At 37.1% G+C, this 17,839-nt stretch carries 17 protein-coding genes and 1 pseudogene; 17 read left to right on the top strand and 1 reads right to left on the bottom strand.

All coding sequences use genetic code 11. The features are described from left to right. The first annotated feature begins 100 nt into the window (after nucleotides 1-100). Both G5W_RS22975 and G5W_RS0116950 read left to right on the top strand, forming a co-directional pair. Entirely contained in the window at nucleotides 101-571 is a 471-nt protein-coding gene (locus G5W_RS22975) for a PDZ domain-containing protein (RefSeq protein WP_010098496.1), read from the top strand. Between the two features lie 108 nt (nucleotides 572-679). Then, on the top strand, nucleotides 680-1,225 hold the full coding sequence (locus G5W_RS0116950; protein ID WP_010098494.1) for a YkoP family protein: 546 nt from the start codon (nucleotides 680-682) through the stop codon (nucleotides 1,223-1,225). Here G5W_RS0116950 and G5W_RS0116945 read toward each other — a convergent pair. Further along, entirely contained in the window at nucleotides 1,222-2,037 is an 816-nt protein-coding gene (locus tag G5W_RS0116945) for a metallophosphoesterase (RefSeq protein ID WP_010098492.1), read from the bottom strand. The two genes, G5W_RS0116950 and G5W_RS0116945, sit on opposite strands and share 4 nt — an antisense overlap. 57 nt (nucleotides 2,038-2,094) lie before the next feature. Between G5W_RS0116945 and G5W_RS0116940 the strand changes: the two genes are divergently transcribed. From G5W_RS0116940 to rapZ, 15 genes and pseudogenes are all read left to right on the top strand, one after another. Beyond that, nucleotides 2,095-3,246, top strand: a complete 1,152-nt coding sequence (locus G5W_RS0116940; RefSeq protein ID WP_138919074.1) for an MGDG synthase family glycosyltransferase — start codon at nucleotides 2,095-2,097, stop codon at nucleotides 3,244-3,246. A 305-nt stretch (nucleotides 3,247-3,551) separates the two neighbouring features. Continuing rightward, on the top strand, nucleotides 3,552-5,537 hold the full coding sequence (gene uvrB, locus G5W_RS0116930) for an excinuclease ABC subunit UvrB (RefSeq protein ID WP_010098488.1): 1,986 nt from the start codon (nucleotides 3,552-3,554) through the stop codon (nucleotides 5,535-5,537). 7 nt (nucleotides 5,538-5,544) lie between these two features. Further along, a complete protein-coding gene (gene uvrA / locus G5W_RS0116925) occupies nucleotides 5,545-8,421 on the top strand; it encodes an excinuclease ABC subunit UvrA (RefSeq protein WP_010098486.1) in 2,877 nt (958 codons plus the stop codon). A 113-nt stretch (nucleotides 8,422-8,534) separates the two neighbouring features. Beyond that, a complete protein-coding gene (locus G5W_RS0116920) occupies nucleotides 8,535-8,888 on the top strand; it encodes a YojF family protein (RefSeq protein WP_010098484.1) in 354 nt (117 codons plus the stop codon). Nucleotides 8,889-8,912: 24 nt separating this feature from the next. Beyond that, nucleotides 8,913-9,578: a bacillithiol biosynthesis deacetylase BshB2 gene (gene bshB2, locus G5W_RS0116915; RefSeq protein ID WP_010098482.1), complete on the top strand. Its 666-nt coding sequence runs from the start codon at nucleotides 8,913-8,915 to the stop codon at nucleotides 9,576-9,578. 161 nt (nucleotides 9,579-9,739) lie between these two features. After that, the gene (locus tag G5W_RS0116910) at nucleotides 9,740-10,099 is read left to right on the top strand and encodes a phage holin family protein (RefSeq protein ID WP_010098480.1); all 360 of its coding nucleotides are present in this window, start codon (nucleotides 9,740-9,742) and stop codon (nucleotides 10,097-10,099) included. Between the two features lie 123 nt (nucleotides 10,100-10,222). Further along, the gene (gene hprK / locus G5W_RS0116905) at nucleotides 10,223-11,158 is read left to right on the top strand and encodes an HPr(Ser) kinase/phosphatase (protein ID WP_010098478.1); all 936 of its coding nucleotides are present in this window, start codon (nucleotides 10,223-10,225) and stop codon (nucleotides 11,156-11,158) included. A 10-nt stretch (nucleotides 11,159-11,168) separates the two neighbouring features. After that, nucleotides 11,169-12,032 carry a prolipoprotein diacylglyceryl transferase gene (gene lgt, locus G5W_RS0116900; protein WP_010098476.1) on the top strand — a complete coding sequence of 288 codons (864 nt, stop codon included), beginning with the start codon at nucleotides 11,169-11,171 and terminating at the stop codon, nucleotides 12,030-12,032. A gap of 26 nt (nucleotides 12,033-12,058) precedes the next feature. Beyond that, nucleotides 12,059-13,017 (top strand): annotated as a pseudogene (locus G5W_RS22475) (nucleoside recognition domain-containing protein). Continuing rightward, the gene (gene ppaX, locus G5W_RS0116890) at nucleotides 12,992-13,627 is read left to right on the top strand and encodes a pyrophosphatase PpaX (RefSeq protein WP_010098470.1); all 636 of its coding nucleotides are present in this window, start codon (nucleotides 12,992-12,994) and stop codon (nucleotides 13,625-13,627) included. Before G5W_RS22475 ends, ppaX begins: the two are co-directional and overlap by 26 nt. 3 nt (nucleotides 13,628-13,630) lie before the next feature. Beyond that, nucleotides 13,631-14,158: an acyltransferase gene (locus tag G5W_RS0116885; protein ID WP_010098468.1), complete on the top strand. Its 528-nt coding sequence runs from the start codon at nucleotides 13,631-13,633 to the stop codon at nucleotides 14,156-14,158. 201 nt (nucleotides 14,159-14,359) lie between these two features. Continuing rightward, nucleotides 14,360-15,370 carry a tetratricopeptide repeat protein gene (locus G5W_RS0116880; RefSeq protein WP_010098466.1) on the top strand — a complete coding sequence of 337 codons (1,011 nt, stop codon included), beginning with the start codon at nucleotides 14,360-14,362 and terminating at the stop codon, nucleotides 15,368-15,370. A 78-nt stretch (nucleotides 15,371-15,448) separates the two neighbouring features. After that, nucleotides 15,449-16,402, top strand: coding sequence for a thioredoxin-disulfide reductase (gene trxB, locus G5W_RS0116875; protein ID WP_010098464.1), 954 nt, complete (start codon nucleotides 15,449-15,451; stop codon nucleotides 16,400-16,402). A gap of 186 nt (nucleotides 16,403-16,588) precedes the next feature. Next, a complete protein-coding gene (locus G5W_RS23840) occupies nucleotides 16,589-16,762 on the top strand; it encodes a hypothetical protein (protein ID WP_157998060.1) in 174 nt (57 codons plus the stop codon). A 219-nt stretch (nucleotides 16,763-16,981) separates the two neighbouring features. Beyond that, on the top strand, nucleotides 16,982-17,839 hold the full coding sequence (gene rapZ, locus G5W_RS0116870; RefSeq protein WP_033445750.1) for an RNase adapter RapZ: 858 nt from the start codon (nucleotides 16,982-16,984) through the stop codon (nucleotides 17,837-17,839).

Raw genomic sequence — 17,839 nt, 5'->3', positions numbered from 1 at the left:
ATTTGCAGCATATTGGCCATATCTGGATATTAATGGCGAGAATTTTGCCATTGTATTAGTTCCATTCGTGGTAGGATTTGAGTTTACAGTAAGAGGTAGTTTGCCACATGAGGTAGCTAATAAGCTCTCTATGAACCTCCTTGGTTTGGCTGTTTTAGTATTAGTACTGGCAACGGGTAGCATTTTCTTTTCTTGGTTAAGCATTGTTGCTGTGATATTTGCTATTTTAGGAAGAGAGTTTATCAATTACCGTTTTCGCACGAGGGACTTAACGAAAGCTTCTTACTTTAACCATACGAACTTGGGTCTACGAGTACTAGGAATCATACCTGGTTCTCCTGCGGATCGGTTGAATATCTTAATAGGGGAAACCGTTGCAAAAGTGAATGGATCCAAAATTCATAGTGTAGATGATTTATACGAAGCACTACAACAAACAGGATCATTTTTCAAGATTGAGTTGATTGATTCGAATGGAGAAATTCGCTTCGTTCAAAGTGCAATGTATGAAGGGGATCATCATGAATTAGGTTTAATCTTTGCAGGTGAACCATATCGAAAATCGAAATAAAACTAGAAAAATCCGTATCACAAAAAAATGTGGTACGGATTTTCATATTTTTAATCATTTCAAGCAAACTATAAATGCAAAATATTTACAGGAAGGATAATTACATGCATGAAAAGCTATTTATTGGGGGTTTGGAATGTTTTTGATCCGATTTACTATAGTTTAACTAGGTTAAACTATGTTTGTGATTTGGAAGCGGAGAAGACACTTTTTCGTGTCAGACTTACTCGATATAAGGGAAGGACAACGACACTAAGTGATGGGACCATTATTTATAAAAATGATTTACTCATAAAAATTCACCTGCATAATGTGAAGATAATGAATGAACTCTATTCTGTATCAAATGATACGAAAAGAGCGGTCTATATTTATCATATGGTCAAAAAATCGATGCCGATGCTGGCAGAATATGTACGAACTCATAAAAGGTTTTCAGAAATAAAGGGAATCGTTGGGATTACTAGTTTATATAAGGGGACGAAGAGGTTAGGGTTTGATAATGTTCCAATTCATAATTCTATTTATAAGGCATACAAGCGTTTAACATTCATGCCGATTAATTATTTAGCTAGCTCATCCAGACATGAGAATCCAGTATATTTATTTATGTCTAGGAATGAGCTAGTTAATAGATATCGAATGGATGATTAAATAGCGATCTCGTGTAGGGTAATCTCCGGACGACTTCCTACACGTATATTGACACCCGTTTGACCAAGGCCTTCGCTAATATAAAATGGTGAATCATTATGCTGATGCAAACCCTTTATCATATTAAGCCGTGGCAGCTTTCCCATTTTGACAAGATGGAATGCTTTGGGATATCGTATTTGCCCGCCATGAAAATGTCCTGCTAGCAAATAATCAAAAGGATACTTATCCATTTCAAGGACGATATTTGGATCGTGTGTTAACACGATGTTAATCCCAACACCCATATTTTCATAGGATTTTACGAGATCACTTCTATTGGTACTATAATCGTCTATTCCAATGATATTGATCACCTGGTTATTTACTATAATAGTGGTATTCGTGTTTTGCATCACCTGACAATCATATCGAGTTAATAGATTTTTTAGCTTTGAGAGGTTATCTTCTTTTAAAACATAATCATGATTTCCTAGAACAGCATAGATTCCATGCTGCGGCTTCATTTCCTGTAGTACCTTTAGATAAGGCTCTAATTTCGGGATGGTTCGTTTTCGGTCTAGGAAATCGCCTGTTAATGCTATCATGTCAGGTTTTGCATTACGTATTTTATCAGCTAATTCAGTCGGTGTAATCGAAATATTTTCTAGATGCATATCAGATAGGTGAAGGATGGATAAATTGGATTGTTTTGAAGGATACTTAGTAGAGATTTGTATTTTGTTGATTTGAATGTCTTTCGTGTTTTGGTTTGCCTTATATATAAAAATGCTAATACAGACTAGCAGTATTGCGAATATCATATACGTCATTTGAATTCCTCCCCAAAAAGGATTATAACATGCAAAGCATCAGACAAGCATTGGTAATTGAAGGAATTCTTATATGAGAAGCTAGATGATTGGGTGATCAAAATGGGTACTACTTCCAAGAAAGAAGCACTATTACTGCCATTTATGCAAATACCTACTGGCCATCATCATGTTGCGGATGCAATTATGGAGGAATTACAACTTGCTATCCAAACCATGAACTGTGAGAAGGTAGACATATTGTCTTATAGTTATGGAATTGTCGAGAAGCTTGTTTCAAGCGCATATATTCATTGGATTAATAAACTGCCAAGTGCTTATGATAAGGTATATAGCTATTTAGCGGTTAAAAACCAAACAAAGCGGACTCGCCAACTATTATATGAAGCGATGTTTACTTCGTTTTTTAAGAAATTGATGAACGAAAATAAACCTAGTATTTTGTTTTGTACACATTGTCTTCCTTCTAATATTGCAAGTGTTCTAAAGCAAAAAGGTAGGATTGATGCTATTACAGTTAATGTTTATACCGATTATTTTATAAATCGGGTTTGGGGAATAGATGGAATAGACTTTCATTTAGTACCATCTAAAAAAGTGAAAGATTTCTTAATGGAACTTGGGGTGGACGCGAATAAAATATTTATTACTGGTATACCAGTACACCCAATATTTAAAGAAAGAAAGTCTTCACCTAAACGGAAAAGGAATCTACATGTATTAGTCGGTGGTGGAAGTTTGGGAATAGGTTCCATTGAGAAAATCATTCCGGAACAGCCAACCATACAGTATACGGTATTATGTGGTCACAATGAAAAGTTGTATAACAAGCTCCAGCAACTAAATGAACCAAACATAACACCTGTACGATATATAAACAATAAAGTAGCTATGAATCAACTTTATAATAATGTCGATGCGGTAATTACCAAGCCGGGCGGTGTTACCATCAGTGAATGCTTAATGAAGCACATACCGATCTTTACCTGTAATGCATTGCCGGGGCAGGAAAAGGTCAATGAGCTAGAACTAGAGTCTTTAGGAGTTATCAATCGTTTAGTAAGTAACCGACAAAATGTAGAACAACAAATAATGGAATTTTTCCAATGTCAAGAACAACAAAAAGCTTACGCTAAACGTGTTAAGGAATATCATTCGTATATAGAGAAACAGTCTTTAGTGGAAATTTTAGTTGAACTATGTAGATAACAACTGCTTTTATTAGTAGTTGTTTTTTTCTTGAGGGAAGGAAGTTGGGGAAAGGGTGTATATGTTGGTTTTTTGGGATGATGTTGCCAAAGAACGGTGGAGATAAAAGCTGAGCAAGTCAAAATCTTTAGCAAGCATTTGTACAGTCCGCCTTCTATTTAAAAAATTTCGTACTAAACGCTTGAATAGAATGGAAAGAATAGGTAGTATGTAATTAGAAAAGAATCGAATGTTAGTTCGTATTTCTGTTAAAAAAATGACAGACTATGATAAACTAAAGGAAGGTTCAGGACGGAGGGAAGGCTATGGAAAATAATAAATTTCAATTAGTTTCAAAATATGAACCACGTGGGGATCAACCTAAAGCAATTGATGAATTGGTTCAAAGAGTTCTCGCAGGACAACGACACCAGACTTTGTTGGGGGCTACTGGTACTGGGAAAACATTTACTGTTTCCAATGTGGTAAAGGAGATTAATCGTCCAACACTTGTAATTGCTCATAATAAGACATTGGCCGGTCAGTTATATAGTGAATTTAAGGAGTTTTTCCCTAACAACGCGGTAGAGTATTTTGTTAGCTACTATGATTATTATCAGCCAGAAGCATATGTTCCTTCTACCGATACATTCATCGAAAAAGATGCAAGTATAAATGATGAAATTGATAAGTTACGCCACTCTGCAACATCGGCATTATTTGAACGAAATGATGTGCTCATTGTTGCCAGTGTATCGTGTATTTATGGATTAGGTAACCCAGAAGAATATCGAAATCAAGTGCTATCACTCCGTATGGGTATGGAAAAAGATCGTGACCAGCTTTTACGAAACTTAGTCGATATTCAATACGCGCGAAATGATATAGACTTCCAGCGTGGTACATTCCGTGTGCGTGGGGATTCTGTTGAGATTATCCCGGCTTCCAAAGAAGAACATTGTATCCGTGTGGAGTTTTTTGGGGATGAGATTGATCGGATACGTGAGGTTGATGCTTTGACAGGAGAAATCATCGGTGACCGTGAACATGTTGCTATTTTCCCAGCCTCTCACTTCGTAACAGGCGATGAGAAAATGAAATTAGCAATAGCTAATATTGAAAAAGAATTAGAAGAACGGTTAGAAGAGCTTCGCAGTCAAAATAAGCTTTTAGAGGCACAACGGTTGGAACAGCGGACAAATTATGACTTAGAGATGATGCGTGAGATGGGATTTTGTTCAGGAATAGAGAACTATTCCAGACATCTTACACTTAGAGAAGCGGGCGCAACGCCATATACATTGCTAGACTTCTTTCCAAAAGACTTTTTAGTTGTTGTGGATGAATCCCATGTTACACTTCCACAAGTAAGAGGAATGTATAATGGTGACCAAGCGAGAAAACAGGTTTTAGTGGATCATGGATTTCGCTTGCCTTCCGCATTAGATAACAGACCATTAAAATTTGATGAGTTTGAGAAAAAAGTGAATCAAATTATTTTTGTATCTGCTACACCAGGTCCATATGAAATGGAACATACTCCTGTTATGACAGAACAAATTATTCGTCCAACAGGTTTATTAGACCCTCTAATAGAAGTACGTCCGATTGAAGGTCAAATTGATAATCTAATCGGAGAAATAAATAAGCGTACTGAGAAAAATGAACGAGTGCTTGTCACAACTTTAACGAAGAAAATGTCGGAGGATTTAACGGACTACTTGAAAGAAATCGGCATTAAAGTTGCGTACTTACACAGTGAAATAAAGACGTTAGAACGGATAGAGGTCATCCGTGATTTACGTGTAGGAAAATATGATGTTCTAATAGGAATTAATTTACTTCGTGAAGGACTTGATATTCCAGAGGTTTCACTTGTTGCCATCTTGGATGCGGATAAAGAAGGGTTCCTTCGTTCGGAGCGTTCGTTAATCCAAACAATTGGTAGAGCTGCACGTAACGCGAATGGGCAGGTCATTATGTATGCGGATAAGATGACTGACTCCATGCAAAAAGCGATAGAGGAAACAGAACGTCGTCGTGAAAAGCAAATTGCTTACAATAAGGAGCATAACATCACCCCACAAACAATTAAAAAGGATGTACGTGATGTTATTCGAGCAACTGTAGCTGCAGAGGAACAAACAGAATATGCAGAGAAAACGAAGAGTCTTGCGAAGTTAACGAAGAAGGAACGAGAGAAAGTTATCGAAAGTATCGAGCAGGAAATGCGTGAAGCTGCTAAAGCATTAGATTTCGAAAAGGCAGCAGAGCTTCGTGATATTTTATTTGAATTAAAAGCGGAAGGATGACCAAGTCATGCAAAGCAAGATGATTAATATAAAAGGTGCGAGGGCACATAATCTAAAGAATATTGATATATCTATTCCAAAAAATAAACTAGTAGTCGTAACAGGTTTATCTGGTTCCGGTAAATCATCCTTAGCATTCGATACAATCTATGCTGAAGGACAGAGACGCTATGTGGAGTCTTTATCTGCTTATGCTAGACAGTTTTTAGGACAAATGGATAAACCGGATGTCGATACAATTGATGGTTTATCTCCAGCAATTGCAATCGATCAAAAAACAACGAGCAGAAATCCTCGCTCTACTGTTGGAACTGTTACAGAGATTTATGATTACCTGCGTTTGTTATATGCTAGAATCGGTCATCCTACTTGTCCAAAACACGGAATTGAGATTTCGTCACAGACCATTCAACAAATGGTTGATCGAATTATGGAATACCCGGAAAGAACGAAAATGCAAATTCTTGCTCCAGTTATATCAGGACGTAAGGGGGAGCATGTAAAAGTACTTGAAAAGCTGAAAAAAGAAGGTTATGTCCGGATTCGCGTTGACAAAGAAATGCGAGAGATTACGGAAGAAATTAAGCTAGACAAAAATAAAAAGCATACAATTGAGGTAGTTATTGACCGAGTAATTGTTAAGCCAGACATTGAAGCCCGTTTAAGTGATTCGATTGAAGCGGCATTAAATTTAGGAGAAGGTAAGATTATCGTCGATGTAATGGGTGAGGAAGAACTTGTTTTTAGTGAAAATCATGCATGCCCGGAATGTGGTTTTTCAATAAGTGATTTAGAACCGAGATTATTTTCTTTCAATAGTCCTTTCGGTGCGTGTCCATCCTGTGATGGATTAGGTACAAATCTGGTAGTGGATGTTGATTTGGTTATTCCAGATTGGGAAAAGACACTTAATGAGCATGCAATTGCTGCGTGGGAACCAATTAGTTCACAGTATTATCCACAACTATTAAAGAGTGTGTGTGAGCACTATGAAATAAATATGGATATCCCGGTAAAAGATATACCAAAGGAACAAATGGATAAAATCCTTTATGGTAGTGGTGATGAAAAGATTCATTTTTACTATGAAAGTGAGTTTGGTCAAACCCGTAATAATATGATTCAGTTTGAAGGAGTCCTTCATAATATAGCACGTCGTTATAAGGAATCCTCTTCTGATTTCATTCGTGAAACATTAGAGAAATATATGCGGAATAAGGAATGTCCAACTTGTAAAGGACATCGTCTTAAAGAAGAAGCACTAGCAGTACTAGTTGACGGACTTCATATTAGTAATGTTACAAACTTTTCCATTACCCAAGCAGTGAAATTCTTCCAAGAGTTAAACCTATCTAAAAAAGAAGAACAAATTGCAAAGCTATTATTAAAGGAAATCAATAATCGATTAGAATTTCTAGTTAATGTCGGTTTAGATTATTTAACCCTTTCGCGAACCGCGGGAACACTCTCCGGTGGAGAGGCTCAACGAATTCGTTTAGCAACACAAATTGGTTCAGCTTTAACTGGTGTTCTGTATGTACTGGATGAGCCTTCAATAGGTTTACATCAACGAGATAATGATAAATTAATAGGTGCCTTAAAGGGAATGCGAGACTTAGATAATACATTAATAGTCGTGGAGCATGACGAGGACACCATGCTTGCAGCTGATTGGTTAATTGATATCGGTCCTGGCGCAGGCAAACACGGTGGACAAATCATTTCTAGTGGAACACCGGAAGAAGTGATGAATGATGAAAAATCACTTACTGGAAAATATCTTTCTGGGGAGAAATTCATACCTCTACCGATTGACCGTAGAAAGCCTGACAAACGTTTCTTAGAAGTTATAGGGGCTTCAGAAAACAATTTAAAACATGTCTCAGCTAAAATTCCAATAGGACTGTTTACTGTTGTAACAGGTGTTTCTGGATCAGGTAAGAGTTCCCTAGTGAATGAAATCATCTTCAAAGCAGCTTCTAGAGAATTAAATAGGAGTAAATTAATTCCTGGAAAACATAAAAAAATCAAGGGATTAGACCATTTAGAGAAGGTCATTAATATAGACCAATCACCAATTGGCCGAACACCACGGTCCAACCCAGCCACCTATACAGGCGTTTTTGATGATATTCGAGATGTTTTTGCATCCACTAATGAGGCAAAGGTAAGAGGGTATAAAAAAGGCCGATTTAGCTTTAACGTTAAGGGTGGCCGTTGTGAAGCATGTAAAGGTGATGGAATCATCAAAATTGAAATGCACTTCTTACCGGATGTTTATGTACCTTGTGAAGTGTGTGAAGGGAAACGCTATAACCGTGAAACATTAGAGGTCAAATATAAAGGTAAGAGTATTTCTGATATTTTAGATATGACGATTGAAGAAGCCAATGAATTTTTTACGAATATCCCGAAAATAAAACGTAAAATACAAACCATTGTAGATGTAGGGTTAGGATATGTAACACTTGGACAACCGGCAACAACTTTATCTGGTGGGGAAGCACAACGCGTGAAACTTGCTAGTGAGTTACATCGCCGTTCCAATGGAAAGACACTTTATATTCTGGATGAACCGACAACAGGTTTACATGTTGATGATATAAGCCGATTATTAAAAGTACTTCAACGTCTAGTTGATAATGGCGATACCGTATTAATCATTGAACATAATTTGGATGTTATTAAAACTGCAGATTATCTCATTGATTTAGGACCAGAAGGTGGTGCTGGTGGCGGTCAAATTATTGCCACAGGTACTCCGGAAGAGATAGCAAAACAAGAAATTTCCTATACGGGACGTTACTTAAAGCCTGTATTAGAAAGAGATAAGAAAAGACAACAAGAATTATTGAAGGAAAAAGAAGAAATAAAAGTTAACTAGATGATAGACAGTAAGGGAAAATTTCCTTTGCTGTCTATCTTATTACGAGCTTAAACTTTTGACCTAGAGTTCTTGATTCTGTATTGTAAAAATAGATTGAAGGAGGAGTTCGAATGAAACCAATCGATATTACGAAGGTCCAAGAAAAGCTAGAAAGCTTTGTTGGGAAAGAGGTATATATTCACTTGGAAACAACAAATGGTGCTTACGCTAGTCATGTTAATGAGAAGGCATATAATGTAGGCGTTTATATTCGAAATGCAAAAGTTCGTTTTAATCAAGCAAAAATAGTAGGCGATGGGAAATCCTACCGTGCAGGCTTAAAAATGGAGATTGGATGGATCTATGCAGAAGGTCTAACGGATTGGGAACTCTTTGAAAATGAAAAGCTTTTAATGGCGGGCCATGATCGTGAAGGTCGTTTAATGGTTGCATTACAAATAAGTGAAACACCATTTCATTATTAATGGAATCGGAAGAAAGGTGATAAAATGGAAAAACACGTTGTTGTTATATATCCACATCCAGACGATGAATCTTTTGGTGCTGCTGGAACAATTGCGAAGTTTCGAGACCAAGGGGTACCAGTAACATATCTATGTGGCACTCTTGGAGAAATGGGAAGAAATATGGGAAACCCGACATTTGCTAATCGGGAAACCTTACCAGAGATTAGAAAACAAGAATTGATTAATGCTTGTAATGTGCTAGATATGGAATTAAGAATGTTAGGCTATCGTGATAAGACACTAGAATATGAGGACAGAAACGAAGTAGCGCAGCATATAAAAGGGATTCTGGAGGAATTAGAACCAAGTTTAGTTATAACACATTATCCAGAACATGCAGTACACCCAGATCATAATGCGTTAGGGGCAGCTGCGATTGAAGCAGTGAGATTAATAGATGAAGAAAAACGTCCTACGGTATGGGCTCAAGCGATAACAAACACGCAATTAGAAGACCTAGGTGTCCCACAAATTATAAATGATGTACGTGATAACTTTGATAAGAAAATGGAAGCTATTCTTTGTCATCAGTCCCAAGCCAATGGAGTTATCCGTAGTTGGAATCAAAGTGATGACCTTTCTAATGATTTAAAAGAAGAGGCAATGAAACGATTAAGTATTGAGTCGTTTTACATTTGGAAATTTTAAGAACCAAGCCCCGTACAATAATGTACAGGGCTTTTTGTTTACAGGGTTATAGACTTTCCTACTCATCCTTTATCTTCTCTATAAATATGAATAATAGAAAACCTCGGGAGGAATAGACAAAATCTTGGCGAATTATATTATGTACGCAGGGAGGTGAAAGAGTGTTTACTCGTTGGATACTATCACTTATTTTGAATGCTATTGCCTTATGGGTAGTAGCTCAGATATTTGAATCGTTTCATATAGGTGGATTTGGTACAGCTATACTGGCAGCTTTTATTTTATCTTTACTGAATGTTATTGTAAAACCAATACTCATCGTACTCACTTTACCCTTAACAGTATTAACTCTAGGCTTGTTCCTGTTTGTGATTAATGCGATTACATTGATGATTACCCAGGCAGTTATAGGGGAAACATTTATTATTGATGGTTTTGGAACGGCACTAATAGCAGCAATAGTCTTATCTATATTGAACATCCTACTAACTAAATTCGTAAAAGACCCACTTACATCATAGTTTCTTGTGCATAGGTTTGATGAGCCTATGCTTTTTATTTTTATACAGAAGGTTTAATTCCTTCAAGCTGCTAAAATATGCTACAATGAAAAGCAGTTAGGAAAGCTAATGGAGGAAGGTAAAATGACAACAATTGTACGGACCAAAGATCTATTAGAGAATTTCAATTTAGAATTAGTAGCTGGTGAAGAAGGTATACATAGAGAAATAACGACAAGTGATATCTCACGACCAGGGATTGAAATGACAGGATATTTTAAGTACTATCCAAAAGAAAGACTGCAATTAATAGGAAAAACAGAGATGACATATTTTCTCGATCTGAGTCTTGAGGAACAAATGGACCGGATGACTAAGATATGTACCGATATTACCCCAGGAATTGTGATTTCTAGGGGAATGGCTATACCACAAGTGATGATTGATGCTGCGAATAACTCTGGCGTACCAATTTTACATTCACCAAGAAAAACAACTAGAGTGATAAGCAGGTTAACTAATTTCTTGGAGGCAAAATTTGCCCCTTTTACCGCTATTCATGGTGTTTTGGTGGATATTTATGGTGTTGGCGTATTAATTACCGGGCAGAGTGGTGTCGGTAAGAGTGAAACTGCACTGGAATTAGTAAAACGAGGGCACCGTCTTGTAGCAGATGACAGTGTGGAGATTCGCCAAGAAGATTACGATACGTTAATTGGAAACTCTCCACCATTGATTGAGCATTTACTAGAAATTAGGGGCTTAGGAATTATTAATGTCATGACGTTATTTGGTGCGGGCGCTGTCCGTAGTCATAAGAAGATCTCCTTAATAATCGACCTGGAAATCTGGGATCCAAAAAAACAATATGATCGTTTAGGATTAGATGAAGAGAAAATGAAAATCATGGATGTAGAGCTACCGAAAGCTACTGTCCCAGTACGACCAGGACGAAACCTTGCTGTTATTATTGAGGTTGCAGCAATGAACTTCCGATTAAAACGGATGGGTGTCAATGCAGCAGAAGAATTTGCGGACAGATTAGCAAACATGATTGAACTAGAAAAAGATATGGAATAGGAGTGAGTTTATGAGCTGTACGGTACCAAACCTTGATCGAGTCTTTCTGCAAATCGGTTCCTTCTCCATTTATTGGTACGGGGTCATTATAGCATTAGGAGCTTTTCTCGGTTTATACATTGCAATGAAAGAAGCGGACCGTTTAGGACTTAAAAAAGATTTATTTGTAGATTTGGTAGTGTTTGCAATACCAATTTCAATTTTATTTGCAAGAATCTACTATGTTACATTTGAATGGGAACGTTATGCTGGTGGCCCTTGGTGGAAGATATTTGCCGTTTGGGAAGGCGGTATTGCTATTCATGGGGCATTAATTGGTGCAGTGTTAACTGCTGTTGTATTTGCCCGTGTCAAGAAAGTACCATTCTGGCAATTAGCTGATATTGCGGCACCTAGTTTAATTTTAGGACAGGCAATTGGTCGCTGGGGTAACTTCATGAACCAAGAGGCACATGGTGGGCTAATGACGAACCAGTCAGTGATTGATACCCATTATACATTACTACCCGACTTCATCATGAATCAAATGTGTATTGATGGAGCGTATTATTACCCGACATTCTTATATGAATCATTATGGAATATTTTAGTACTAATACTTTTATTATGGTTAAGACGTAAGAATCTAATTCGTGGAACTGTATTCCTTACTTATCTAGCCGCGTATTCAGTTGGACGTTTCTTCATTGAAGGAATGCGTACCGATAGTCTTTATATTGTAGGTAATCTTCGTACAGCACAATTTATCTCTATTCTATTAATTGTAGGCGCCATTATCTTGATTATATACCGATACAAAACGGTGATTGAGCGTTATGTGGATGTCGAGAAGAAAAAAACTGGTAAAAAGAAGAACACTAAAAAGAAAAAATAACACCTTTAGAGAGAGGGAAATAGTATATGTCTGGAATGTTAGGGCGAGGTTTGAAGCAAGGGCTTCAGACAACGTGGACATTAGGAAAAGTTATTTTTCCCATAACATTAATTATAACAATTTTACAATATACACCTGTACTACCGTGGATTATCGATAAGATAAGTCCATTAATGGGGCTAATCGGTCTATCTGGTGAAGCTGCTGTACCTCTTGTATTGGGAAATGTTCTGAATTTATATGCTGGCATTGGAGCAATCATTTCGTTTGATTTTACAGTCAAAGAAGTGTTCATTCTGGCAATGATGCTATCTTTCTCTCACAACTTATTTGTAGAGTCAGCAGTTGCTGCTAAGGTAGGAATTAAGTGGTGGTTAATTGTTGGAGTACGGATGGGGCTAGCCTTACTCGCTGCTGTCACCATCAACTTGATTTGGAGTGGCGGTGGAGAGTCAGCCCAGTACGGTTTTATTTCTCAAGAGTCTGTCAACTTAACTGGTTGGGGAGAAATTATTCTACATGGATTGCAATCATCCATTCTTGCCGTTATTCAATTAGCTATTATTGTCATTCCATTAATGGTAATCATGCAGATACTACGAGAAAAAGGCTGGCTTAAGAAGCTATCGAATGGCTTTGCACCCATTACAAAGCTATTAGGAATGGAAAAAACACATCGTTAACGTTGGTTGCTGGTCTGACTATTGGACTTGCTTATGGAGCGGGACTTATGATTCAAGCAGTTAAAGAAGATGGGGTATCCAAGAAAGATACGACTCTAGCATTGATTTTCTTAGTGTCCTGCCATGCTGTAGTGGAAGATACATTAATCTTTATTCCACTAGGTATTCCAGTTTGGCCATTATTAGTCATCCGATTAGTTACTGCGATTATTTTAACCATGGTTATCGCATTTATATGGAATCGGTCGGAGCAACGCAAGGGAAAGGAAGTCACGAATGAACATTCATACCATACTTTTTGATTTAGATGGAACATTGATTGATACGAATGAATTAATAAATGAGTCCTTTATCCATACGTTTAAGCATTTTGGTTTAGACTATACACCTGAAGAAATTCTGGCCTTTAATGGTCCTCCTTTAAAGGAGACTTTTGAGAATATTGATTTAGACAAAGCTGAAGCGATGATAACAACTTATCGGAAACATAATCTGGCCCATCATGACAGCTATGTAAAAGCTTTCCCTCATGTGAAAGAGACATTAGAAATGTTAAAACAGCAAGGAATTAAGATGGGCATAGTCACTACAAAGATGCGCTCCACGGCAATAAGAGGAATGAAGGTTACAGGAATTGATTCATATTTTGATACCATCATTGCATTAGACAATGTCACGCATGCGAAACCCCATCCTGAACCTGTCTTAAAGGCAATGGAGCATTTGGATGCACTACCAGAAAAGACATTAATGGTTGGCGATAACCATCATGATATAGAATCAGGACATAATGCTGGAGTTAAAACGGCAGGTGTTGCTTGGTCTCTCAAGGGTGAAGCGAAACTAATGCAATATAATCCAACCTATATGCTACATGATATGAAGGATCTACTGAAAATCATTGGGGTGTAAATGATGAGAAATACGGAACGCCATCCTGTAGATAAATCTAATTCATTATGGCAAATTTATAAGACTGTATCCTTTTGGAAGGTAGTAAAAAACTTTATCGTTATCCAAATTGCTAGATATACACCTTTTTTAGGAATGAAAAACTGGTTATATCGAATTTTTCTTCGTATGAAGGTAGGAAAGAAAACAGCTTTTGCACTCATGGTCATGCCGGATATCATGTTTCCTGAAAAGATTACAGTAGGTCATAATTCTGTTATTGGCTATAACACTACTATTCTTGCTCATGAGTACTTAATTAAGGAGTACCGTCTTGGAGAAGTAATGATTGGAGATGAAGTATTAATTGGTGCAAATAGTACTATTCTTCCAGGTGTTACGATAGGGAATGGGGCTATTGTTTCTGCTGGTACGTTGGTTCATAAAGATGTACCAGAGGGTGCGTTTGTAGGTGGAAATCCGATGAAAATAATCTATACGAAAGAAGAAATGCAAGAACGTAATAAAGCAGAACTACCAAAACCGAAATAGTAGCTATAAAAACGATCATGCAGATGGTCGTTTTTTTGATGTTGGATTAGATAGTATAGCAAATTTTACTAAGAAAATTTCTAGTATTTACGTCTATTGATATTACCACTGATTCTAGCATTCCCCGTTTAAGAAAGTATATTATTCTCTATACAAATATGGTATACTTTTTTAGATATGTGAAAAAATAGGGGGATATGCATGCAACCAGTTAACAACAAAGCGAATATAGGAAGACCTAATAATGTTATCCCTTTTATCCCTACAGGTGATTTTTATTTTGCGAAGGGTGTAGAAGCGTTTCGTAAAAGAAAATTCGATATTTCATTGAAATGGTTAACAAAGGCCGTTGAATCCTCACCGGACAATCCATTATATCAATGTCAAATGTCAATCATCTATACTGAGACAGGTGCCTTTCATAAGGCGAACCAAATTTTAACGAATGTATTGCAAGCTACAGGCGACCAATATGTTGATTGTTATTATTTACTTGCTAATAATTATGCCCATTTGGGATTATTAAACGATGCAAAGAAATTTGCTGTTTCATACCTTGATAAAGATCCAGATGGTGATTTTAGTGAGGATGCTAAATCACTGTTAGAATTAATTGAAATAGATGATGATTTAGATGATGAGGACTGGGATCTTGAAGAGGAGGATGAACTTCTTGTTTATCAGGAAACCGTCTTTTACCATTTAGAAAATAGTGAGTGGGATAGTGCGTTAGCATTATTAGAAGAGATGATTTTAATATTTCCGGAGCATAAGATTGCTCATCATGAATACACGTATGCCCTTTTCTTTTCTGGAAGACAGGAAGAGGCGATTGAAAAAGAACTTGAGTTATTAAAGGAAGATCCAAATAACTTATATAGCCATACCAACCTGGCTGTATTTTATTATGAGACTAAATCTCTGGAAGAATATGAAACCCATATAAGAGCATTACTAAATATATATCCTATTCATGAACAACAAAAACTTCGCATCGCTGTCACATTAGCAAGAACCGGATTTTTGCATGAAGCATATATGCGGTTTCGAATGCTGGATAAGGCGGTTGTTAAAAGCCATATCTCATATTACCGTTGGTATAGTATTACTACGTATCGCCTTGGAGAACCAGCAAAAGCGTTAAGTTTATGGGAGGAAGGTTGCCGTAGACATCCAAAGCTTTCCGAGGAAAATGGACCGTGGAATGATTGAGCAGATAAATAGACGGAAATTGTCAAATCCTTTACGCTATGAGTAGAGTATTTAATTGTTTGGAAAGGGGCGTTAAATATGTCCGAAGAGAGAATTTATGATGTGATTATCGCAGGTGCTGGTCCTGCTGGTATGACAGCAGCAGTATATGCTTCACGTGCTAGTCTTGATACGTTAATGATCGAACGAGGTATTCCAGGTGGACAAATGGCTAATACAGAGGATGTAGAAAACTATCCCGGCTATGACCATATACTAGGTCCAGACCTATCTAATAAAATGTTTGAGCATGCTAAGAAGTTTGGTGCTGAGTATGCATATGGTGATATTAAGAGTGTTGAGGACCATGGAGAGTATAAGCTTGTTCATGCTGGTTCAAAGGAATATAAAACAAGAACACTAATCATTGCTACAGGTGCACAGTATAAGAAATTAGGTATTCCTGGTGAAGAAGAGCTAGGTGGCCGTGGGGTATCCTATTGTGCGGTATGTGACGGTGCTTTCTTCAAACAACGTGAACTAATTGTGGTTGGTGGAGGAGACTCTGCTGTTGAAGAAGGTGTTTATCTAACTAAGTTTGCTAGTAAAGTAACAATTGTTCACCGTCGTGATGCATTAAGAGCACAAAAAATATTACAAAATCGTGCATTTGAAAATGAGAAAATCGATTTTATATGGAATACAACTGTTGAAAAAATTAACGGACCTGAAGGAAAAGTTAGTAGTGTAACATTAAAAGATGTGAATACTGGCGAGGAATATGAAAAGCCTGCTGATGGTGTATTCGTCTATATCGGTATGGTTCCATTAAGCGAACCATTTAAATCGTTGGGGATCACAAATGACGAGGGCTATGTTGTTACCAACGAAAATATGGAAACCAATATCCCAGGAATTTTTGCGGCAGGAGATATTCGTGATAAAAAACTAAGACAAATCGTTACTGCAACAGGTGACGGATCCATAGCTGCTGAAGCTGCGCAGGCTTATATTGAAGAATTAAAAGAAAAGATAAAAGCAGCTCAGCAATAAAGTAAACGCATCTTAACGTTGTTGTAACACGCACGAAATATTAATCGGGTACAATAAGATTAACTAATTGACCCCCTTTTTAATAGATAGATTAGTTTTTGGCGCAGATATTAATATCTGCGCATTTTTTTGTTCTTTTGAGCGACATGACCCAACATTATGTTATCTGATATGCTTTCGGGAAAGTTGCCTCGGTACGGTTTGGAGCGGAAATCAGAAGGAAATGCGGTTGACAGAGCTTCTCAACGACATTATGAGCGGGAATCAGAAGGAAATGCGGTTGGCAAGGCTTCTCAACGACATTATGAGCAGAAATCTGCTGAAAATCCGGTTGATAGCTTCTTTCATCATCTTTATTAGCTATTTCCCCTCCAAAAACTTGAAGACACCGTCACTCATTCATCCTACACCCTAACCAAAAAGGAAATATAATCATTTCCTTGTGGCATTATTTTAATTCCATGTATAATAGAATATAGTATTGAAAAATTTACTACCTTCTGAGAAGAAGTTCTATATATATTCTTCTATGAACGCTAAGAGGTGATAGAATTGGCAGTGGTTGAGCAAGAAACTAAAATGGTCATCATAACTGGAATGTCAGGTGCAGGTAAGACTGTCGCGATTCAAAGTTTTGAGGATTTAGGTTATTATTGTGTGGACAATTTACCTCCAGCATTACTTCCTAAATTCCTTGAACTAATGAGGGATTCTACAAATAATATTCACAAAGTTGCACTAGTGATGGATTTGCGTGGACGAGAGTTTTTTGATTCACTATTTGAGGCGTTGGATGTGCTTAGTGAAGAGGAATGGTTAGATGAACATATATTATTCCTAGATGCCAATGATGAAAAACTCGTTTCTCGTTATAAAGAAACAAGACGATCTCATCCATTAGCTATCGGTGATCTTCCTTTAAAAGGGATTAAACAAGAACGGAAGATATTAGATGAAATGCGTGGACGTGCCCATCGTGTAATTGATACGTCAAGTTTGAAACCGCGCCAATTGAGAGAAAAGATATTAAATTATTATTCCGAAGAAAAACAAGATATCTTTTCGGTAAATATGGTTTCCTTTGGTTTTAAATATGGAATACCTATCGATGCTGATCTAGTGTTCGATGTTCGTTTTCTTCCTAACCCACATTATGTAGCACATTTACAGCCTTTAACTGGATTGAATCCAGATGTCTCCTCCTATGTGTTCAAATGGTCAGAAACCCAGAAGTTTCAAGAAAAAGTGATGGACCTGCTACAGTTTATGCTTCCGCAATATAAGAAGGAAGGTAAGTCGCAACTTGTTGTTGGGATTGGTTGTACAGGTGGACAGCATCGCTCTGTGGCTTTAGCGGAGTACTTTGCGAAAAAATTATCAGGTAATTATATTACGCATGTAACACATCGAGATATTGAAAAGAGAAAGGGCCATTAA

Source organism: Ornithinibacillus scapharcae TW25, from assembly GCF_000190475.1.
GTDB classification, from domain to species: Bacteria; Bacillota; Bacilli; order Bacillales; family Amphibacillaceae; genus Ornithinibacillus; species Ornithinibacillus scapharcae.
This window is presented reverse-complemented; position numbering and strand designations above follow the sequence as displayed.